This is a genomic window from Magnetospirillum sp. XM-1 (assembly GCF_001511835.1).
Classification (GTDB): Bacteria; Pseudomonadota; Alphaproteobacteria; order Rhodospirillales; family Magnetospirillaceae; genus Phaeospirillum.
In genome coordinates, this window is record NZ_LN997848.1 from 1,331,066 (window position 1) to 1,351,455 (window position 20,390).

The following is a 20,390-nucleotide window of genomic DNA, read 5'->3' on the forward strand; positions in this document are numbered from 1 at the left end:
ATGTTCGGCCGGCGCTCGGCTCCTCCCGACCCCAAGGCCCAGCCCGTCCGCGAGGCGGCGAAGCCCGCCGCGATTCCCGCCCCGGCGGCGGCGGCGCGGGGGGCCGAGATGGACCAGCGCCTGTCCGACATCAAGATCGCCATCTTCAACGACCTGATCGATTCGGTGGACCCCACCGAGCTGGGCAATCTGGAGCCGGCCCAGGTCAGGGAGGAGATCTCGGACATCGTCGCCGAGATCATCTCCATGCGGAATCTGGTGATCTCGGCCGCCGAGCAGCAGGTGGTGATCAATGACATCTGCAACGACGTGCTGGGCCTGGGCCCGCTGGAGCCGCTGATCGCCCGCGACGACATCGCCGACATCATGGTCAACGGCGCCGACAAGGTCTACATCGAGACCGAGGGCCGCATCGAGCTCACCGACATCAAGTTCCGCGACAACGCCCAGCTGATGAACATCTGCCAGCGCATCGTCGCGGCGGTGGGCCGCCGTGTGGACGAATCCAGTCCCATCTGCGACGCCCGTCTGGCCGACGGCTCGCGCGTCAACGTCATCGTGCCGCCCTTGGCCATCGACGGGCCGACGCTGACCATCCGCAAGTTCAAGCGCGAGAAGCTGACGCTGGAAAAGCTGGTGGAGTTCGGCTCGCTGTCCGCCCCGGCCGCCCGCGTGCTGCAGATCGCCTCGGCGGTCAGGTGCAACATCCTGATCTCGGGCGGCACGGGGTCGGGCAAGACCACGCTTCTCAACTGCATGACCCGCTACATCGACCAGACCGAGCGCATCGTCACCTGCGAGGACGCCGCCGAGCTGCAATTGCAGCAGCCCCACGTGGTGCGCCTGGAGACCCGCCCGCCCAACCTGGAAGGGGCCGGCGCCATCACCATGCGCGATCTGGTGAAGAACTGCCTGCGCATGCGGCCCGAGCGCATCATCGTCGGCGAGGTGCGCGGGCCCGAGGCCTTCGACCTGCTCCAGGCCATGAACACCGGCCATGACGGCTCCATGGGCACCATCCACGCCAATACGCCCCGTGACGCCCTGTCGCGCGTCGAGAACATGGTGGCCATGGGCGGCTACAACCTGCCGGCCAAGGCGGTGCGCGAGCAGATCGCGTCGGCCGTCAACATCATCGTCCAGGCGTCGCGCCTGCGCGATGGCTCGCGCAAGATCACCCATGTCACCGAGGTGGTGGGCATGGAGGGCGAGATCATCACCCTCCAGGACCTGTTCGTCTTCGAGTTCGAGGGCGAGGATTCCCGGGGGCGCATCCTGGGCCGCCACCGGCCCACCGGCCTGCGTCCCGCCTTCTGGGACCGCGCCCGCTACTATGGCCTGGAACGCGATCTGGCCGAGGCGCTGGGAGAATCCCATGCTTGACCTGCTCGCCCGCCTGCCGCCGGAAATCGCCGTGCTGGTGGCGGTGCTGCTGGTCGCCCTGGTGGTGCTGGGCTGGTCCATGGTGGCGCTGATCCATGGGCCCAGGGCCCGGCTGCAGCGCCGCCTCGCCGTGGTGGCGGGAGGACAGGCTCCGGCCCGGCGCGCGCTGGCGCGCGGACCCCAGCGCAAATCGGTGCAGGCCCGCCTGAAGGCGGTGGAAGGGGCGCGTCAGCGGCGCTTCGGCTATCGCCTGCGCGAGCAGCTGATGCAGGCGGGCTGGCGGATCGAGGTCTGGCACTATCTTGCCGGTTCCGCCGCCCTGTTCCTCCTGGTGCTGGCGGTGGGCGAGGCCTCGGGCCTGGCCCTGATCTGGGGGCTGCCGGCCGCCCTGTGCCTAGGGATCGGCGCGCCCAAGCTGGTTCTCGGCGTGGCGGCGGGCAAGCGGCTCAAGGCCTTCGTCGCCCAGTTCGCCGACGCGCTCGACGTGGTGGTGCGCGGCATCCGCTCGGGCCTGCCCTTGGGCGAATGCATCGCCATCATCGGCCGCGAGATGCCCGACCCCGTCGGCGCCGAGTTTCGCCAGATCACCGAGGGCACCCGCATCGGGCTGACCCTGCACGAGGCCATGACCCGGGCGGTGGAGCGCATGCCCATGGCCGAGATGCGCTATTTCGCCATCGTGCTGGCCATCCAGCAGCAGACCGGCGGCAATCTGGCCGAGACCCTGGCCAAGCTGTCCGAGGTGCTGCGCGCTAGGAAGCGCATGCGCGACAAGGTCCAGTCCTATGCCGCCGAGGCCCGCGCCTCGGCCGCCATCATCGGCTCGCTGCCCCTGCTGGTGGTGACCATCCTGGCCCTGGTGGCGCCGCAATATATCGGCCTGCTGTTCACCACCGAACTGGGCAACATCCTGCTGGCCATCGGATTGCTGACCCAGGGGATCGGGGTGCTGGTGATGCGCAACATGATCAATTTCGACATCTGAGGGGAGGGACGAAGATCATGCTCTCCACCCTCATCATGGTCATGGCGGCGCTGGCGGCGGCGGCTTCGGTCCTGGCCGTCGCCCTGCCGCTGATGGCCCGCGACCGCCGGGCGAGCCGCATCAAGGCGGTGTCGTCGCGCCGCCGCGAACTGTCCGAGCGCCAAAAGGCCGAGCTGGACCAAGCCCGCGCCCCGGGACGGCGGCGCGGCCAGCGGCCCCAGCGCCGCGTCGCCCTGATGCGGGCCGTCATCGACCGGTTGAAGCTGCAGGACGTGCTGGAGGCCAGGGCGCTGAAGGCCAAGCTGGCCAGCGCCGGCTGGCGCGGCCAGGCGGCGCCGCTCACCTTCATCTTCGCCCGGGTGGCGCTGCCGGTGCTGCTGCTGGTCCTCGGCCTGATCTACGCCACCACCTTGTTCGACGAGCAGCCGCTGGTGGTCCGCGTCCTGATCCTGGCGGTGGCCATGGGCATCGGCGCCCTGCTGCCCGACATCTGGCTGACCAACGCGGTGCAGAAGCGGCAGTTGGCGCTAAGCCGCGCCTTTCCCGACGCGCTCGACCTCATCGTCATCTGCGTCGACGCCGGATTGTCGGTGGAGACGGCGCTGGGCCGCGTCACCGAGGAGATGATGAACGGCGCGCCCGAGATGGCCGAGGAGATCGGGCTTACCGCCGCCGAACTGGCCTTCCTGGCCGACCGCCGCCAGGCCTGGGAGAATTTCGCCGAGCGCACCGGCCTTCCTCAGGTCAAGTCGCTGGCCACCGCCCTGATCCAGTCCGAGAAGTACGGCACGCCGGTGGCCCAGGCGCTGAAGGTCATCGCCCAGGAAAACCGCGAGGGCCGCATGGCCGCCGCCGAGAAGAAGGCCGCCGCCCTGCCGGCCAAGCTGACCGTGCCGATGATCGTCTTCTTCCTGCCGGTGCTGTTCCTGATCATCGCCGGCCCGGCGGCGATCCAGGTCTCGGGGATGATGAAGTGATGCGGGCGGGACGCCCGCGCTCCGTGATGCGATGATCGGAGCGCGGGCGTCCCGCCCGCTTTGCGTCCTACCGCCGCGCCGAGATTGGAGCGCGGGCGTCCCGCCCGCCGGAAACCCTTACCGCCGTGCCGCGGCCGCCAGGGCGCGCAGCGTGTCGGCGTTGACCTTGGCCTGTTCCGGCGACAGGTCGCGGCGCGCCATGCGCTCGGCCTCGCCTCCCTCGCCCTTCAAGGCCAGCAGCAAGGCGAGGTTCTGGCGCACCTGGGCGGTGGCGGCGGGCAAATCGGCGGCCCGCGTCAGTGTCGCCAGCCCGGCGTCCAGCTGGCCAGCCAGGGCCTGGGACAGCCCCAGATTGTTCAGCACGGCGGCGTTGTCGGGGGTGATCTCCAGGGCGCGGGCATAGGCCGCCTGGGCCTCGGCGGCGCGGCCCTGGGAATCCAGCGCCACGCCCAGGGTGGAGTGGACCTCCCAATTGCCGGGCGCCAAGCCCCGCGCCTCCTCCAGCACCTTGACGCAGAGCGCGGCGCGGTCGGCGGCGAGATAGTCCTTGCCCAGTTCCAGCAGGGCTTCGGCATCGCGGCCCAGGCGGGCCAGATGGGCCTGCATCAGGTCGGCCGCCGCCTGGCCCTGGCCGGAATAGCGCAGGTTGCGGGCCAGCCCGATGGCCAGGCCGGTGTCGTCGGGGCGGCGCTGGTACAAGGTGGAGAAATGCTGGACGGCGCCCCGATAGTCGCGCCCGGCCTCGGCCGCCAGGGCCGAGGCGCGCAACGAAGGCTCCACCGCCGAGGACAGCCCGTTGTCGCTGCCGCCGGTCGCCGCGCAGGCGGCCAGCATCAGGGCGAAGGGCAGGGCGGCAAGGCGGCTGGTCATGTCGGGGACTCCGAAGGCGCGAGGGGTTGTCATCCATAGTCATACGCCTTTGTGAAGCCTACCACTGTGGCCGGTTTCATTCATGTCTAGGATCAAAGGCGTCACCACGTGCGATCGAGGTTCGCCATGACGTCCCGCTTCCGCCTGTTCCTGCTGCTCGCCGGTCTGATCTCGGCCTCTCCCTCGGCGGGATCGGCGGCGGAGATGCTGGAAGTGCCGCTGGGCGGCGCGATGCTGCTGCCCATGCGGGGTCTGGCCCGTTCGGTGGTGGTGGGCAACCCCGCCATCGCCGACGTCACCGTCGACGGCCCCGGCTCCATCACGGTGTTCGGCAAGGCGCCGGGCGGCACCACCCTGGCGGTGCTCGATTCCGGCGGCGGCGTGCTGGTCCGGCGTCAGGTGGTGGTTCTGGCCGGCGGCGACACTTCGGTGACGCTGCGCTACGGCACCGGCAAGACTTGGGTGCCGGGCGGGGCGACCGCCATCGTCGATTGCGGCCTCAACGCCTGCGCCCCGGCCAACGCCCTGTCGGGCGAGAGCCCGTACAAGGCAAAGGCCGCCGTTGTCGCCGCGCCGCAAGTTTCGCCGCAATAATCATCCCGCCATTGTGAGGCGCGCCACGGAAATGAGGCGGCGCATCATGTCATGATATCCGCCGGATAGTTCCACAGGCGATGTCATGTTCAGGAAAACGCTTCATCGGATCGGCAATCTTCGGCGGGACCAGCGCGGATCGGTCATGCTGGAATATTCCGTTCTGCTGTTGCCGGCCCTGATGATTCTGTTCGGCATCTTCGAGATGGGGCTGGTCCTGCTCGAGACCTCGGTGGTCGAGGGCGCCACCCGCGACGCGGCGCGGCGTTTGCGCACCGGCCAGGCCCAGACCAGCGGCGATCCCGCCGGCGCCTTCCGCCAGGCGTTCTGCGCCTCGCTGTTCAGCCTGTACAAGTGCAGCTCCTTCACCTTCGACGTGCGCAGCTTCCCGGATTTCACCGCCATCACCTTGCCGGCGCCGCAATTCGACGCCCAGGGCAACGTGGCCAACGCCCAGTTCACCCCGGGCGGGGCGGGGACCATCATGACGGTGCGGGTGATCTACCGCCACGTCTTCGCCACGCCCTTGATCGGCACGCTGATGGGGGCGGGAACCGGCAACACCCTGCCGGTGACCGCGACCGCGGTGTTCAAGTCGGAGCCCTATTCATGAGCCCCGCGACGCTGAGGCGCCTGATCGGCGACAAGCGGGGCGTGGCGGCGGTGGAATTCGCCCTGACCCTGCCCATCATGATCACCGCCCTGCTGGGCACGGTGGAGATCACCAATCTGGTCAAGAGCTACGGCAAGACGGTGTCGGCGGCCCAGACGGTGGCCGATCTCACCGCCCAGTCCTCGTCGCTGACCTCGACCCAGATGGATTCCATCCGCACCGCCGCCCAGCGGGTGCTCGATCCCCTGGTCAGCAATGCCGGCAATCTCGGCCTGGACGTGGTCAGCGTCGGCTTCGACGCCGCCGGCACTCCCAGCCAGTTGTGGCGCTACCAGTGGGGGGCGGTGTCGGGCGCGCCGTCGCTGGCCGGGGCCAAGGGCCTGGGCGCGGCGGGAGAAAGCGTGATCATGGTCCGCCTCTCCTATGTCTGCGTGCCGGTGCTCCACCATCTGGTGCCCAGCAAGACCTTCACCGAGATGTCCTATACGCGCCCCCGCCTGGTGCGCAAGATCGCCTTGAACGGCGTGGGAGGCTAGCCATGCTCCGATCCCTTCTCGCCCGTCTGGCGCAAGCCCGCGACGGCAACATGGTGATCATGCTGGCCATCGGCCTGCTGCCCATCGTCGCCACCATCGGATTGGGGGTGGACGTGGCCCGCGCCTATGCGGTGCGAAGCCGCATGGCGGCCGCGCTGGACGCCGCCGCCCTGGCGGTGGGATCAAGCTCGGGCACCGACGCCCAGTTGTCGGCCGTGGCGCAGAAATTCTTCGACGCCAATTATCCCCCCGGCATCCTGGGGGCCCACCCTTCCGTCTCGGTCAAGGTGACCGGCGACGTCATCTCGGCCAGCGCCTCGGCGGTGGTCTCCACCGTCTTCATGAAGGTGGTGGGGGTGAACGAGGTGCCCATCGGGGTCGACAGCACCGTCAACCGCCAGATCGCCGGGCTGGAACTGGCCATGGTGCTGGACAACACCGGCTCCATGACCACCAACAACAACATCCAGGCGGTACGCGACGCCGCCAACCAGCTGACCGACATCCTGTTCGGCACGGCGACGGTGCATCCCTACCTGAAGATCGCCCTGGTGCCCTATTCGGTGGCGGTCAATCCCGGTTCGGTGGCCCCCAGCCTGATCACCACCGGCGACACCTACGCCCCCAGCAACGTGCTGGGCTGGAAGGGCTGCGTGGTGGAGCGGGCGGGCGCCAACGCCATGGGCGACACCACGGCGGCGGTGGCGCCCTGGACCCGCTACAACTGGCTGCCGGCCATCGACAATTACTACGACGTCACCAAGGCCTCGACCGTCTACGCCAACCCCTCCAACGGCAACGGCTCCACCGGCCCCAACGTGGGCTGCCCGACGCCGATCACGCCGCTCACCAATGTGAAGGCGACGCTCACCGCCGCCATCAACGCCCAGGAGGCGTGGAGCCGGGGCGGTACGCTGTCGGACGTGGGCATGGCCTGGGGCCTGCGCGTGCTGTCGCCCGAGCCGCCCTTCACCGAGGGGCTGCCCTGGGGCACGCCCAAATGGAGCAAGGCGGTGATCCTGATGACCGACGGCGACAACCAGTTCTACAAGCTGACCAGCAATACCGGCGTCAACAAGGTCAACAACGCGGTCAATTCCGATTACAGCGCCTATGGCCGCCTGGACGAACTGGGCCGCATCGGCACCACCAACGCCACCACCGCCAAGACCACCATCAACAACCGCCTGACCTCGGTGTGCAACGCCATGAAGGCCAAGAACATCATCGTCTACACGGTGACCTTCACATCGGGCATCAACCAGGCCACCAAGGACATCTACAAGACCTGCGCCACCGACCCGTCCAAGTACTTCGATTCACCCTCCCAGGACGAACTGAAGAGCGCCTTTCGCGCCATCGCCACCAGCCTCAGCAATCTTCGGGTCAGCCAGTAGGCGGGCAGGATGCCCGCGCTCCAAGGAAGGCGGACCGTATTGGAGCGCGGCCGTCCCGGCCGCTTCCGAAAGGTGCAAAAATCCTAGGGGTAGGCGTTGTCGCTGAGACTGAGTCGCACTAATGTGTGGCGTCATGTCCGCGTCGATGCCCGCCGTCCCGTCCGCCAAAGCGCTTTCCGCCCGCCCGCCCGGCGCGGGCTGGGTGGTGCTGGCCATGGGGCTGGCGGCGCTGGTCGCCCTGCCGGTGGTGGTGGTCGCCGCCAATCTGGCGGCGCCGACCGAAGGGGTGTGGAGCCATCTGGCCGAGACGGTGCTGGGCTCTTATGTCGCCAATTCCCTGTGGCTGATGCTGGGCGTCGGCATCGGCGTCGGCATCGGCGGCGTGGGCACCGCCTGGCTGGTCACCATGTGCCGCTTTCCGGCCAGCCGCCATCTGGAATGGGCGCTGCTGCTGCCCATGGCCATGCCGGCCTATGTGGTCGCCTATACCTATACCGGAATGCTCGATTACGCCGGGCCGGTGCAGTCGTCCTTGCGCGCCCTGTTCGGCTGGAAGAGCGCCCGGGATTACTGGTTCCCCGAGGTGCGCTCGCTGGGCGGCGCGATCTGGGTGATGAGCATGGTGCTCTACCCCTATGTCTACATGATGGCGCGGGCCGCCTTTCTGGAGCAGTCGGTCTGCGTGCTGGAGGCGGCGCGCACGCTGGGGCGCTCGCCCTGGCGGGCCTTCGTCCAGGTGGCGCTGCCGCTGGCCCGCCCGGCGGTGGTGGCCGGCGTCGCCCTGGCCCTGATGGAGACGCTGAACGATTTCGGCACCGTCCACTACTTCGCCGTGGACACCTTCACCACCGGCATCTACCGCACCTGGCTGGGACTGGGCCAGCCGGCGGCGGCGGCGCAGCTGGGCGCGGTGCTGATGCTGTTCGTGCTTTCGCTGGTGCTGGCCGAGCGCATGTCGCGGGGTGCTGCGCGTTTCCACCACACCACCGGGCGCTACCGCCGTCTGCCCCAGCTGGAGCTGAGGGGGGCTAAGGCCCTGGCGGCGCTGGCGTTCAGCACCATGCCGCTGGTCCTGGGCTTCCTGATGCCCGGCGTCATGCTGGCCGCCTGGGTGGTGCAGGACGGTGCCCTGTCCGGGCTGGGCGAGCTGGCCGGCAACAGCCTGATCCTGGCGGGCATGGCGGGGGCGGCGGCCGTGGCGGTGGCCCTGCCGCTGGCCTATGCCCAGCGGCTGCGCCCCACCCCCCTGGTCAAGGGATGCGTGCGGCTGGCCTCGCTGGGCTATGCGGTGCCCGGCTCGGTCATCGCCGTGGGCATCATGGTGCCGCTCGCCGCGCTGGACCGCCTGCTGGGCGGATTGTTCCTGACCGGCACGGTGGTGGCGCTGACCTACGCCTATCTGGTGCGCTTCCTGGCGGTGTCGGTCAACGCGGTGGAATCCAGCCTGGGCAAGATCACGCCATCCATGGAGGCCGCCGCCCGGACGCTCGGCGCCGGGCTGGGCAAGACTCTGCGCCGCGTCCACATCCCCATGATGCGCACCAGCCTGTTGTCGGCGGCGCTGCTGGTCTTCGTCGACGTGATGAAGGAGCTGCCGGCCACCCTGCTGATGCGGCCCTTCAATTTCGACACCCTGGCGACCCGGACCTTCACCCTGGCCTCCGACGAGCGCCTCGCCGACGCGGCGGCGCCCGCTTTGGCCATCGTGGCGGCCGGGCTGCTGCCGGTGATGCTGCTGAGCCGGGCCATCGCCCGTTCCCGACCCGGAGAAGAGGAATGACAGAGACCGGCCTGATCATCGAATCCGTCAGCCACGATTACGGCGGCAAGGTGGTGGTGCAGGACGTCTCGCTGCGGGTCGGTCCGGGCGAGCTGGTCTGCCTGCTGGGGCCGTCGGGCTGCGGCAAGACCACCACGCTGCGCATCGCCGCCGGGCTGGAGGCGCCGCGCAAAGGCCGCGTCTTCCTGGGCGGGCGGCTGGTGTCGGGCGGGGGCACCCATCTGCCCCCCGAGCATCGCAATGTCGGTTTCCTGTTCCAGGACTACGCCCTGTTCCCCCATCTGAACGTGCTGGGCAACGTGGAGTTCGGCCTGGACCGCATGGCAAAGGCGGAACGGCGCGCGCGCGCGCTGGCCGTGCTCGATCAGGTGGGCATGACGGCCTATGCCGATGCCTGGCCGCATCAATTGTCGGGCGGGCAGCAGCAGCGCGTGGCGCTGGCCCGGGCACTCGCCCCCCATCCCAAGCTGATGCTGCTGGACGAGCCCTTCTCGGGCCTGGACAAGCGGCTGAGGGATCAGGTCCGGGACGAGACCCTGCACGTGCTCAAAACCTCGGGCGTGTCCACCCTGATGGTCACCCACGATCCCGAGGAGGCCATGTTCATGGCCGACCGCATCGCCGTCATGCGGGCGGGCAAGGTGGTGCAGATGGGCGAGCCCGCCCTGCTTTACAATCGCCCGGTGGATTCCTTCGTGGCCTCCACCTTCGGCGAGATCAATGTGATCGAAGCCAATGTGGCGGGTGGCGCGGTGGAGACGGCGGTGGGACGCTTCGCCGCCTCGGGCCTGGCCGAAGCCCAGGCGGCCGGCGTGCTGATCCGTCCCGAGGGCGTGACGCTGACCCCTGCCGCCGACGGTGAGGCGGTGGTGCTGGTCAGTCACCATCTCGGACGCTCCTGCCTGGTCCATCTGCGGGTGGAAAAAGAGGGCATGGCGCCGCAGCATCTGCACGCCCGCCTGCCGGGTTCCATCTGCCCGGCGGAAGGGGCGCGGGTGCGCCTGCACATCGATTCCGCCCAGGCCTTCGTCTTTCCCGCCGGGGCCGAGGGCGCCTGAATTTCCCCAAGCCCCTTTTTCCAATGCGGGAACCATGCTACATGGTTATGAGAATGCGAGTCCGTCGCAATTTCATAATCATGAGGGCAAAATCATGATGCGTCTGCTGGGTCTGGTATTGGGGGGCGTGATGGCGGTTGGGGCCGCCGACGCCGCAGAGGTCAACGTCTATTCGGCGCGCAAGGACCACCTGCTGAAGCCGGTGCTCGACCAGTTCACCGCCAAGACCGGCATCAAGGTCAACCTGCTGTCGGCCGGCGAGGAGCAGTTGCTGGAGCGCCTGAAAAGCGAAGGGCAGGGGAGCCCCGCCGACCTGTTCATCACCACCGACGTGGCCCATCTGCACAAGGCGCGCGTCGCCGGCGTGCTGCAGCCCACTCACTCGGCCGAGATGGACAAGAACATTCCCGCCCGCTACCGCGATCCCCAGGGCTATTGGTACGGGTTGTCGGCCCGCGCCCGCGTGGTGCTGTACGCCAAGGACCGGGTGAAGCCCTCCGAGCTTTCCACCTACGAGGATCTGGCCGACCCGAAGTGGAAGGGCCGCATCTGCGTGCGCTCGTCCTCGTCCACTTACAACCAGTCGCTGCTGGCCGGTCTGGTCGCGGTGATGGGACCCGACAAGGCGGAAAGCTGGGCCAAGTCCATGGTCGGCAACATGGCGCGCAAGCCCCAGGGCGGCGACCGCGACCAGATCGCCGCCGTGGCCGCCGGCCAGTGCGACCTGGCCATCGCCAACACCTATTATTTCGGCGGCATGCAGGCTTCGTCCAAGGCCGAGGAAAAGGACGCCGCCGCCAAGGTCGGCATCTTCTTCCCCAACCAGCAGGGCAGAGGTGCCCACATGAACGTGGCCGGCGCAGGCGTCACGGCCAGCGCCAAGCACAAGGCCGAAGCGGTCAAGCTGCTGGAATTCCTGTCGGGCCCCGAGGCGCAGAAGACCTTCGCCGAGGCTAACAACGAGTTCCCCGTCCTGGCGTCGGCCCAGGCCTCGCCCATCGTCGCCGCCTGGGGGCCGTTCAAGGCCGAGGACATCAACGTCGCCATGCTGGGCGAGAACAACCCGCAAGCGGTGCGCATCTTCGACCGGGTCGGCTGGCGCTGAGACGGGGCCCAAGGCGGGCTATCGCCCGCACCCATCCGGGGCGCATGCCCCGGACCCCCTTTGATTTCCGAACATAAGGGAGGTTTGGAGGCATCGCCTCCAACCGGGGTGCGGGGCGGGAGCCTCGCCTGGGCGCTTTCCTCTTGTGCGGCGCAAAATGACGAAGCATTATTGCGGCCCACCATTGTTTGCCGCAAGGAGATTGCGTTCATGTCCGTCAAGCCGCCCCGCAAGTTCTTCGAGCCGCTCGCCATCGGCGCGCCCGCCCCCTATCGGGAACTGCCGGTCCGCCTCGAGCGCATGATCCACTTCTTCCCGCCGCACAACGAGAAGATGCGCGCCAAGGCCGCCGAGATCGGTAAGACCGTGGACGTGCTGCTGGGCAACCTGGAGGACGCCATCCCCGCCGACGCCAAGGAAGCGGCCCGCGCCGGCTTCGTCGAGGTGGCCAAGGCCTGGGACAATCCCAACACCGGCCTGTGGACCCGCGTCAACTGCCTGAACTCGCCGTGGTTCCTGGACGACATGAACGCCATCGTCGGCGAGGCGGGCGACAAGGTGGACGTGGTGATGCTGCCCAAGGTGGAAGGCCCCTGGGACATCCATTACCTCGACCAGCTGCTGGCCCAGCTGGAAGCCAAGCACGGCGTGAAGCGCCCGATCATGATCCACGCCATCCTCGAGACCGCTCTCGGCGTGGAAAACGTCGCCGCCATCTGTCAGGCCAGCCCCCGCATGCACGGCATCAGCCTCGGCCCGGCCGATCTGGCGGCCTCGCGCGGCATGAAGACCACCCGCGTCGGCGGCGGCCATCCCTTCTACGGCGTGCTGGAAGACGCCGCCGAGGGCAAGTCGGGCCGTACCCTGTTCCAGCAGGATCTGTGGCACTACACCGTCGCCAAGATGGTCGACGCCTGCCAGTCGGCCGGCATCAAGGCCTTCTACGGCCCGTTCGGCGACTTCTCGGACGATGCCGCCTGCGAGGCGCAGTTCCGCAACGCCTTCCTGCTGGGCTGTGCCGGCGGCTGGTCGCTGCACCCCAAGCAGATCGACATCGCCAAGAAGGTGTTCAGCCCCGACGTGGCCGAGGTGCTGTTCGCCAAGAAAATCCTCGAAGCCATGCCCGACGGCACCGGCGCGGTGATGATCGACGGCAAGATGCAGGACGACGCCACCTGGAAGCAGGCCAAGGTCATGGTCGACCTCGCGCGTGCGGTGGCCGCCAAGGACCCGGTGATGGCCCAGGCCTACGGGCTGTGAAATAGCGGGCGGGACGCCCGCGCTCCGCAAGAGGGCTGGAGCGCGGGCGTCTCGCCCGCCCTCCAAAGGGTTATCGGAGTGCGGGCGTCTCGCCCGCCCTTTGCTATTCCTGCAGCTCGATCAGCACGCCGCAGGCGTCTTCGGGATAGATCACCACCTTGCCCTGGCGGTCGCGCTCATAGGCGATGCCCGCCGCCTTCAGCGCGGCGGCGGCCGTCTCGGCGTTCTTGATCCGCAGCGTCAGGGCGACCAAGGCGGGGGCGGCGGGAAAGTTCTCGTCCTCGGCCTCGGGATGCATCTGGCCCAGATCGTCGGGGCGGCACAGGAACACCAGCCCGTGGCGGGTATGCACCGTCACCGTCTCGTCGGTGGCGGTGGCGGCGGCCGGGCCGATGAGGCGGTCCCAGGCCCCCATCAGGTCCAGGGGCTCGGCCATCAGGGCGGTGACCGACACCATGCCCAGCGCGCCGTTGGCGTGGGTGGTCCAGCCCGGACGGCGCAGCTTTTCCGGTGTCAGGTGCTGGCACAGGAACGAGGCGATGCCGGGCGTGGTCTCGGGCGGCAGGATGCCCGCCTTGAAGCGGGCCAGCTCGCCCTCGATGGTGCGGCTCAAATCGCCGGGCGCGTCGATCCCTAAGCGGGCGCAATCTGCCTCGGCGTCCTCGGTGCCCCACACCAGGCCCATCAGCCCCTCGCCCTTGGCCGCCAGATGGGCGCGCAGACGGTCCGCCGGGCCGCCTTCGCCGACCGCTGCCAGGATTTCCAGGTAGTCGTTCTCGAACATCACGCAGTAATTGGCGGTGCCCCACTCGGCGTGCTCGCCCCGGCTGGCCAGGGTGAAGCCCAGGGCGCGGAAGACCGAGGCCGCCCGCTCCAGGTCGCGCACGGCGATGATGACGTGGTCGAGGCCGGTGATGCGGCTGGTCATGGCGGTTTCCTTCCGGCGACGGAGATGGATTGCCGGGTCAAGCCCGGCAATGACGAAACCTGTTGTATGCCGTCATGCCCGGGCTTCACCCGGGCATCCACATCAAGCCTGCTTGGCGTCGATGATGGCGCGGCGGATGGCGCGGGTCTCGGTGAAGCGCTTGTGCAGGACCTCGCCCTCGCCCCAGCGGATGGCCCGCTGCAAGGCGGTCAGGTCCTCGGTGAAGCGCTGGATCACTTCCAGCACCGCTTCGCGGTTGTTCAGGAACACGTCGCGCCACATCACCGGGTCCGACGCCGCGATACGGGTGAAGTCACGGAAGCCGGAGGCGGAGAACTTGATCACCTCCTGCTGCATGTGGCCTTCCAGGTCGTTGGCGGTGCCCACGATGGTGTAGGCGATCAGGTGCGGCAGGTGGGACGTGATGGCCAGCACCTTGTCGTGATGGTGCGGGTCCATGATCTCCACCTGCGAGCCGACCCGGCGCCACAGCTCGGCCACCTTGTCCACCGCCTTGGGATCGCCGCCGGTGACCGGGGTCAGGATGTGCCAGCGGCCCTCGAACAGTTCGGCGAAGCCGTTCTCCGGCCCCGAATGCTCGGTGCCGGCGATGGGGTGGCCGGGGACCAGTTCGACGCCGTCGGGAAGGTAGGGGCCCAAGTCGCGGATCACCGACAGCTTGACCGAGCCCACGTCGGTGACGATGGTGCCGGGCTTCAAGTGCGGGCCGATGGCCTCGCCCACCGCCTGGGTGGCGCCGACGGGCGCACCCACCACCACCAGATCGGCTTCGGGAATCATCGCCGCCGGATTGTCGCCGGCGGCATCGACCACGCCCAGCTCCAGGGCGGTCTTGCGCGCCTTCTCGCTGGTGTCGAGCGTCACGATGCGTCGGGCCAGACCATGCTTGCGCATGGCCCGCGCCAGGGACGAACCGATCAGGCCGATACCGACGAAACAGACGGTGTCAAACAACGGCTTGGTGTCGCTCATGCTCCCACGAACTCTTTCAGGGTATCGACCACCGCCTGGTTCTCCTCGCCGGTGCCGATGGTGATGCGCAAGCTGTCGCCCAGGCCGTAGCCGCCCATGGCCCGCACGATGATGCCTCGCGAGCGCAGGAACTTGTCGGCGGTGGGCGCGTCCTTGCCCGGCGTGGCGGGGAAGCGGACCAGGATGAAGTTGCAGACGCTGGGCACCACGGTGAGGCCGAGATCGGCCAGCTTGCCCGACAGCCAGGGCAGCCAGTAGTCGTTGTGGCTCTTGCACAGGTCGGCGTAGGCGGTGTCCTCGAAGGCGGCCAGGCCGGCGGCCAGGGCGGGGGCGCCGACGTTGAAGGGGTTGCGCACCCGGTTGAGCACGCCCGCCACGTTCTCCGGGCAATAGGCCCAGCCCAGGCGCAGGCCGCCCAGCGCGTACATCTTGGAGAAGGTGCGGCAGACCACCACGTTGTCGCCCGCTTCCACCAGCTCGATGCCGCCGGAATAGTCGTTGCGGCTGACGAACTCGGTATAGGCGGCGTCGATCACCAGCAGCACGTCGGGGCGCAGATTGGCGCGCAGGCGGGCCACTTCCGAGGCCGGCAGGTAGGTGCCGGTCGGGTTGTTGGGATTGGCCAGGAACAGGATCTTGGTGCGCGGTGTCACCGCGGCCAGCAGGTTGTCCACGTTGGCGGTGAGATCCACTTCCGGCGCGGTGACCGGGGTCGCGCCGCAGGCCTTGGCGGCGATGGCGTACATCAGGAAGCCGTGGGCCGAGTACAGCACCTCGTCGCCGGGGCCGGCATAGGAGCGGCACAGGATGCCCAGCAGTTCATCCGAGCCGGCGCCGCAGACGATGCGCGACGCGTCGAGCTTGTAGCGCTTGGCGATGGCGGCGCGCAGTTCCTCGGCACCGCCGTCGGGATAGCGGTGCATCTCGGGGGCGAAAGCGCGCAGGGCCTCGACGGCCTTGGGGCTCGGGCCCAGCGCGCCCTCGTTGGAGGACAGCTTGAAGATGCGGTCGACACCCTCGATGGCGGATTCGCCGCCGACATAGGGGCGGATGTCCATGATGCCGGGGCGGGGCGTGGGAGCGGTCACGATTCTATCTCCAGCGAAAAAGGGATGAAGGGTCAGACGAGCGCTTCGGGCGCGAAGGGGGTGGCGTAGCCGCCGATTACGGCGATGCGGCCGACGGGGTCCTTGGGCGCGACCAGGGCGGCCAGGCGGGGATCGGCGGCGGTGACGTGGCCCAGGATCTCGACCATGTGCAGCCACTGGCCGCCGTGGCGGTGGATGGCCAGCAATTCGGCCGGTTCCAGCCCGCCGGCGCCTAAGATGGCGCGCAGGCGGTCGCGGCTGACGTCGGGACCGGTCTCCAGCACCGCCAGGGTGCGGTCGTCGCCGGAGCAGTCGTGGTCGCGACACGCGATGACCAGGGCCTGCAACGGCTCGGCCGCGCCCTTGACCGGGGCGGTGGGGGCGAAGGGCAGGCGGGCCACCACGCGCGGCGCATCGCCGCTTTCCAGGGTCAGGCTGGTCCACCACGGCTCGGCGTCGTCGGCGGCCTCGGTGCCGGGGATCAGCGGGATCACGCCCACCGTGGCGACGCCGTCGGCGACGGCGCGCACCACCTGGCCGGGGCTGCGCAACGCCGACAGCGGGGCCACCACGCCGAAATGGTTGCGCGCCAGCTCGATGGCGGCGGTGGAGCGGCCGGCGGCGTGGACGGCGATGTGGAGCGGCCCCTGCAGGCCGGTCAGCGCGCCGACGATCTCGCGCCAGATGCGGACCAGGGCCAGCTTGGGGAACTCGCCCCCATGGCGACCCACCAGGCGGCGCAGGATCTGCGCCTCGCGCCCGGGGCGCAGCGTCACCTTGCGGTCGGTCTTGGCGGCGGCGATGCGCTCCACCAATCCGGTGCGGCGCATCAGCAGGTCGTGCAACTGATCGTCGATGCGATCAATTTCACGACGGAGCTGCTCGAGGGCGGCGCTGTCCTGGCTCATGGCGGAAAAGGGGGCCGGAAATGGTGGGTCCAAGGGGGATAGGTTTAGTGCGGCTTGGCCCGGAAATCAAAGAAAACGTTGACAGTCCCCGTCCGCGACCATAGCTAATCCATTCCCTGTCGCGGCGCGTGATCCCATGTCCCAGAGCGAGCCTGTTCCGACTGCCCCCGCCAACCCTGCCGGCCTCAAGGTCGAACTGGGGCGCGACCGGCCGATTCGGCTCGATTGCGGCGTCGATCTGGGGCCGGTGACCGTGGCCTACCAGACCTATGGAAAGCTCAACGCCGACAGGTCCAACGCCATCCTGATCTGTCATGCGCTGACCGGCGACCATTACGTCGCCGACCCCCACCCCATCACGGGCAAGCCCGGCTGGTGGAGCGAGCTGGTGGGGCCGGGCCGGGTGTTCGACACCGACCGCTATTTCCTGATCTGCTCCAACGTGCTGGGCGGCTGCATGGGCACCACCGGGCCCATGGACGACAATCCCGCCACCGGCCGGGCCTGGGGCCTGGATTTCCCGGTGATCACCATCGGCGACATGGTCAAGGTCCAGGCCCGTCTGGTGGACCACCTGGGCATCGAGCAGCTGTTCTGCGTGGTCGGCGGCTCCATGGGCGGCATGCAGGTGCTGAAATGGGCGCAAAGCTATCCCGAGCGGGTGTTCTCGGCCATTCCCATCGCGGCCGCCGCCCGTCATTCGGCCCAGAACATCGCCTTCCACGAGGTGGGGCGCCAGGCGATCATGGCCGATCCCGACTGGCGTGACGGCAAGTACCTGCAGGAAGGCACGCGGCCCCATCGCGGGCTGGCGGTGGCGCGCATGGCGGCGCACATCACCTATCTGTCCGAGCCGGCCCTGCACCAGAAATTCGGCCGCAACCTGCAGAACCGCGACACCATCACCTATGGTTTCGACGCGGATTTCCAGGTGGAAAGCTATCTGCGGCACCAGGGCAACACCTTCGTCGACCGCTTCGACGCCAATTCCTATCTCTACATCACGCGGGCCATGGATTATTTCGATCTGGCGGCCGAGAACGGGGGCGTGCTGGCCAACGCCTTCCGCGGCACGCGCACCCGTTTCTGCGTGGTCAGCTTCACCAGCGACTGGCTGTTCCCCACCCCGGAAAGCCGGGCGGTGGTACATGCGCTGAACGCGGTGGCGGCCAATGTCAGCTTCGTCGAGATCAAGTCGGACAAGGGCCACGACGCCTTCCTGCTGGACGAGCCCGAGTTCCACGCGACGCTGACCGGCTTCCTGGAAGGGGCCGCCGCCCATCGCGGCCTGCCGCGCAACGACGGGGGTGCGGCGCGATGATGACCGTCTACAACGGCAATCTGCGCGTCGACCTCAAGCTGATCGCCGACATGGTGGAACCCGGTTCGCGGGTGCTGGACGTGGGCTGCGGCGAGGGCGCCTTGCTGGACTGGCTGGGCCGCACCAAGGACGTGGACGGGCGCGGCATCGAGCTGTCCATGGCGGGCGTGTCGGCGGCGGTGTCGCACGGCCTCAGCGTGATCCAGGGCGACGCCGACACCGATTTGAAGGACTACCCCTCGGGGGCCTTCGACTACGTGATTCTCAGCCAGACGCTGCAGGCCACCTACGCGCCGCGCGACGTGCTCAGCCACATGCTGCGCATCGGGCGGCGCGCCATCGTGTCGTTTCCCAATTTCGGCCATTGGCGGGTGCGGCTGCACCTCCTGACCCATGGCCGCATGCCGGTGACCGACACCCTGGCCTACGAGTGGTACGACACCCCCAACATCCACTTCTGCACCATCCGCGACTTCCTGGATTTGTGCAGGGACTTAGGCATCACGGTGGAGCGGTCCATTCCGCTGGACCGCAACGGCAAGGCCATGTCCATCCCGTCCTGCGAGGGCATCGCCAACCTGTTCGCCGACCAGGGCCTGTTCGTGCTGTCGCGCAAGGGATAGGGACGGGCGGGCGGGCGGGACGCCCGCGCTCCAAGGAAATAGCCGTCGCCATCAAGGGAAGCGGGCGGGACGCCCGCTTCCCAAGGAAATATCTCTCCCGGAGCGCGGGCGTCCCGCCCGCAGAACCTTACTCCGCCGCCACCAGATAGAGCTGCGGCGTCTTTTCCCCGCCATGGATGGCGCCCAGGAAGGATTCCACTTCCGTCCGCAGCGCATCGGCCTGGCCGGTAAGCTCGGCGGCGGCGGCCAGCACCTCCGAGGCGGTGGAGCCGGCGTGGCGGGCGGCGTCGCTGACCTCGCCGATATTGCTGGAGACCTCGGCGGTACCGGTGGCGGCCTGCTCGATGCTGCGCGCGATCTCGGTGGTGGCGGCCGATTGCTGGTCCACGGCGATGGCCACCACCGACGAGGTCTCGTCGATCTCGGCGATGGTGCGCACGATGGCGGCGATGGCGTCGGCGGCCAGGGTGGCGGCCGACTGGACCTCGCCGATCTGGGTGGTGATCTCGTCGGTGGCGCGCGCCGTCTGGTTGGCCAGCGTCTTGACCTCGTTGGCGACCACGGCGAAGCCTTTTCCCGCCTCGCCGGCGCGGGCCGCCTCGATGGTGGCGTTCAAGGCCAGCAGGTTGGTCTGCGACGCGATGTCGTTGATCAGCGCCACCACCTCGCCGATGCGGCCGGCGGCGGAATTGAGGCCGGCGACGATCTCGCTGGAGCGTTCGGCCTCTTCCACGGCGGTGCGTGACCGGGCGGTGGAGACCTCCACCTGGCGGGCGATCTCGGCCTCCGAGGCGTGCAGCTCCTCGGTGGCGGCGGCCACCGTCTGCACGCTCATGGCGGCATGGTTGGCGGCGGCGGCCACGGCGGTGCTTTGCCGCGCCGTCTGGTCGGCGATGGCCGACATGGACTGGCTGGTGGACTGCATCTGGGCGGCGGCCGCGCCCACCGACTTGATCACCCCGGCCACCTTGGCGTCGAACTCGGAGGTAAGGGTTTCGATGCGGCGTTGGCGGGCCAGGTCGGCTTCCTGCTGGCGCATCTTCTCGGCGGCGGCCTGGGCGGCGGCCTCGATATGCTTCTGGAAGACCTTCAGGCCGCGGGCCAGGGCGCCGATCTCGTCGACGCGCTCGGTGTGGCGGATCTCCACCCCGTGGTCGTCCTGGGTCAGGCGCTCCAGGGTGGCGGTGACGTCGCCCAATGGGCGGGTGATGCCGCGGCCCACCCAGGCGGCGATCAGCCAGACCAGGGCGAGGATGGCCAGCGCGGCCAATCCGAATTCGACGGCGCGGGACCGGAAGGCGGCGGAAACGTCGTCGATGTAGATGCCGCTGCCGATCACCCAGCCCCAGGGGGCAAAGCCCTGGACGTAGGACAGCTTCTTCACCGGCTCGGTGGCGCCGGGCTTGGGCCACATGTAGTAGACGAAGCCGGCCGACTTCTCGGCGACGATCCGGTTCATCTCGCGGAACAGGAACAGGCCGGTGGGGTCCTTCATGTCCAGAATGGGCTGGCCGATCAGTTTGGCGTTGGGATGCGACAGCATCACCGACTGGTCCTGCCGATGCACCCAGAGGTATTCCGAGCCTTCGTAGCGCAGCTTGGACACGGCGGCCAGGGCGGCGGCCTGGGCCTCCTCGCGGCCGAGCTTGCCGGCGCGCTCCATCTCCTCGAAATGGGCGAGCAGGGACTGGCCGACCTCGACGATGTGGCGGGTCTTGACCTCGCGGTCATCCATCAGGTCATGGTTCATCTGGGCCAGGCTGGCGGCCACCACGGCGGCGATGCCACACAGCGCAGTGGCGACGATCAGCCACAGTCGGATCGCGATCTTCATAAAACCCCCCTACCAAAGCGGGAAACGGTGCTTGGCGCACTCTTCTCCCCATTCGTAAGGGTTTTTATGTAGAAATAAATCGGTAGTCAACAGCCTATTTGAGGCTATTACCTCTGTCGGATAGGGTTTGCATATCC

19 protein-coding genes are annotated in these 20,390 nt (G+C 68.6%); 13 read left to right on the forward strand and 6 right to left on the reverse strand.

Annotated features, from left to right (window positions below):
- From XM1_RS06350 to XM1_RS06360, 3 genes are read left to right on the forward strand one after another with little or no spacing between them, the layout of a single operon-like run.
- Nucleotides 1-1,383 carry a CpaF family protein gene (locus XM1_RS06350; protein WP_068431451.1) on the forward strand — a complete coding sequence of 461 codons (1,383 nt, stop codon included), beginning with the start codon at nucleotides 1-3 and terminating at the stop codon, nucleotides 1,381-1,383.
- Nucleotides 1,376-2,368: a type II secretion system F family protein gene (locus tag XM1_RS06355; protein ID WP_068431453.1), complete on the forward strand. Its 993-nt coding sequence runs from the start codon at nucleotides 1,376-1,378 to the stop codon at nucleotides 2,366-2,368. The genes XM1_RS06350 and XM1_RS06355 overlap by 8 nt, the downstream gene beginning before the upstream one ends.
- Nucleotides 2,369-2,385: 17 nt before the next feature.
- Nucleotides 2,386-3,345: a type II secretion system F family protein gene (locus tag XM1_RS06360; protein WP_068431456.1), complete on the forward strand. Its 960-nt coding sequence runs from the start codon at nucleotides 2,386-2,388 to the stop codon at nucleotides 3,343-3,345.
- Between the two features lie 117 nt (nucleotides 3,346-3,462).
- Here XM1_RS06360 and XM1_RS06365 read toward each other — a convergent pair whose 3' ends face one another.
- Entirely contained in the window at nucleotides 3,463-4,215 is a 753-nt protein-coding gene (locus XM1_RS06365) for a tetratricopeptide repeat protein (protein WP_082700399.1), read from the reverse strand.
- Nucleotides 4,216-4,341: 126 nt separating this feature from the next.
- Between XM1_RS06365 and XM1_RS06370 the strand changes: the two genes are divergently transcribed.
- From XM1_RS06370 to XM1_RS06405, 8 genes are all read left to right on the forward strand, one after another.
- Entirely contained in the window at nucleotides 4,342-4,809 is a 468-nt protein-coding gene (locus tag XM1_RS06370) for a pilus assembly protein N-terminal domain-containing protein (RefSeq protein WP_068431462.1), read from the forward strand.
- 145 nt (nucleotides 4,810-4,954) lie between these two features.
- The gene (locus XM1_RS06375) at nucleotides 4,955-5,422 is read left to right on the forward strand and encodes a TadE family protein (RefSeq protein WP_231920708.1); all 468 of its coding nucleotides are present in this window, start codon (nucleotides 4,955-4,957) and stop codon (nucleotides 5,420-5,422) included.
- Nucleotides 5,419-5,958 carry a TadE/TadG family type IV pilus assembly protein gene (locus XM1_RS06380; RefSeq protein WP_068431466.1) on the forward strand — a complete coding sequence of 180 codons (540 nt, stop codon included), beginning with the start codon at nucleotides 5,419-5,421 and terminating at the stop codon, nucleotides 5,956-5,958. Before XM1_RS06375 ends, XM1_RS06380 begins: the two co-directional genes overlap by 4 nt.
- A gap of 2 nt (nucleotides 5,959-5,960) precedes the next feature.
- Entirely contained in the window at nucleotides 5,961-7,355 is a 1,395-nt protein-coding gene (locus XM1_RS06385; RefSeq protein WP_068431470.1) for a TadE/TadG family type IV pilus assembly protein, read from the forward strand.
- Between the two features lie 133 nt (nucleotides 7,356-7,488).
- Nucleotides 7,489-9,135 (forward strand): iron ABC transporter permease, encoded by a 1,647-nt coding sequence (locus XM1_RS06390; RefSeq protein ID WP_068437570.1) that lies wholly within the window; start codon nucleotides 7,489-7,491, stop codon nucleotides 9,133-9,135.
- Entirely contained in the window at nucleotides 9,132-10,193 is a 1,062-nt protein-coding gene (locus XM1_RS06395; RefSeq protein WP_068431472.1) for an ABC transporter ATP-binding protein, read from the forward strand. The genes XM1_RS06390 and XM1_RS06395 overlap by 4 nt, the downstream gene beginning before the upstream one ends.
- Before the next feature lie 94 nt (nucleotides 10,194-10,287).
- A complete protein-coding gene (locus XM1_RS06400; RefSeq protein ID WP_068431474.1) occupies nucleotides 10,288-11,298 on the forward strand; it encodes a Fe(3+) ABC transporter substrate-binding protein in 1,011 nt (336 codons plus the stop codon).
- A gap of 210 nt (nucleotides 11,299-11,508) precedes the next feature.
- Nucleotides 11,509-12,558 carry a CoA ester lyase gene (locus XM1_RS06405; RefSeq protein WP_068431475.1) on the forward strand — a complete coding sequence of 350 codons (1,050 nt, stop codon included), beginning with the start codon at nucleotides 11,509-11,511 and terminating at the stop codon, nucleotides 12,556-12,558.
- Between the two features lie 103 nt (nucleotides 12,559-12,661).
- Here XM1_RS06405 and XM1_RS06410 read toward each other — a convergent pair whose 3' ends face one another.
- The 4 genes from XM1_RS06410 to XM1_RS06425 all read right to left on the reverse strand — a co-directional run bounded on the left by XM1_RS06410 (nucleotide 12,662) and on the right by XM1_RS06425 (nucleotide 16,475).
- A complete protein-coding gene (locus tag XM1_RS06410) occupies nucleotides 12,662-13,486 on the reverse strand; it encodes a VOC family protein (protein ID WP_068431488.1) in 825 nt (274 codons plus the stop codon).
- 102 nt (nucleotides 13,487-13,588) lie between these two features.
- Complete coding sequence (locus tag XM1_RS06415) at nucleotides 13,589-14,479, reverse strand: prephenate/arogenate dehydrogenase family protein (protein WP_068431491.1); 891 nt, start codon at nucleotides 14,477-14,479, stop codon at nucleotides 13,589-13,591.
- Entirely contained in the window at nucleotides 14,476-15,567 is a 1,092-nt protein-coding gene (hisC, locus tag XM1_RS06420; protein ID WP_068431494.1) for a histidinol-phosphate transaminase, read from the reverse strand. The genes XM1_RS06415 and hisC overlap by 4 nt, the downstream gene beginning before the upstream one ends.
- A gap of 32 nt (nucleotides 15,568-15,599) precedes the next feature.
- Nucleotides 15,600-16,475, reverse strand: coding sequence for a chorismate mutase (locus tag XM1_RS06425; protein WP_068431497.1), 876 nt, complete (start codon nucleotides 16,473-16,475; stop codon nucleotides 15,600-15,602).
- 136 nt (nucleotides 16,476-16,611) lie between these two features.
- Between XM1_RS06425 and XM1_RS06430 the strand changes: the two genes are divergently transcribed.
- Both XM1_RS06430 and metW read left to right on the forward strand, forming a co-directional pair.
- The gene (locus tag XM1_RS06430) at nucleotides 16,612-17,796 is read left to right on the forward strand and encodes a homoserine O-acetyltransferase (RefSeq protein WP_068431500.1); all 1,185 of its coding nucleotides are present in this window, start codon (nucleotides 16,612-16,614) and stop codon (nucleotides 17,794-17,796) included.
- Nucleotides 17,793-18,419: a methionine biosynthesis protein MetW gene (gene metW / locus XM1_RS06435; RefSeq protein WP_068431502.1), complete on the forward strand. Its 627-nt coding sequence runs from the start codon at nucleotides 17,793-17,795 to the stop codon at nucleotides 18,417-18,419. Before XM1_RS06430 ends, metW begins: the two co-directional genes overlap by 4 nt.
- A 127-nt stretch (nucleotides 18,420-18,546) precedes the next feature.
- On the opposite strand, the gene XM1_RS06440 is transcribed toward metW, so the two are convergent.
- Nucleotides 18,547-20,253, reverse strand: a complete 1,707-nt coding sequence (locus XM1_RS06440) for a methyl-accepting chemotaxis protein (RefSeq protein ID WP_068431504.1) — start codon at nucleotides 20,251-20,253, stop codon at nucleotides 18,547-18,549.
- Nucleotides 20,254-20,390 lie beyond the last annotated feature (137 nt).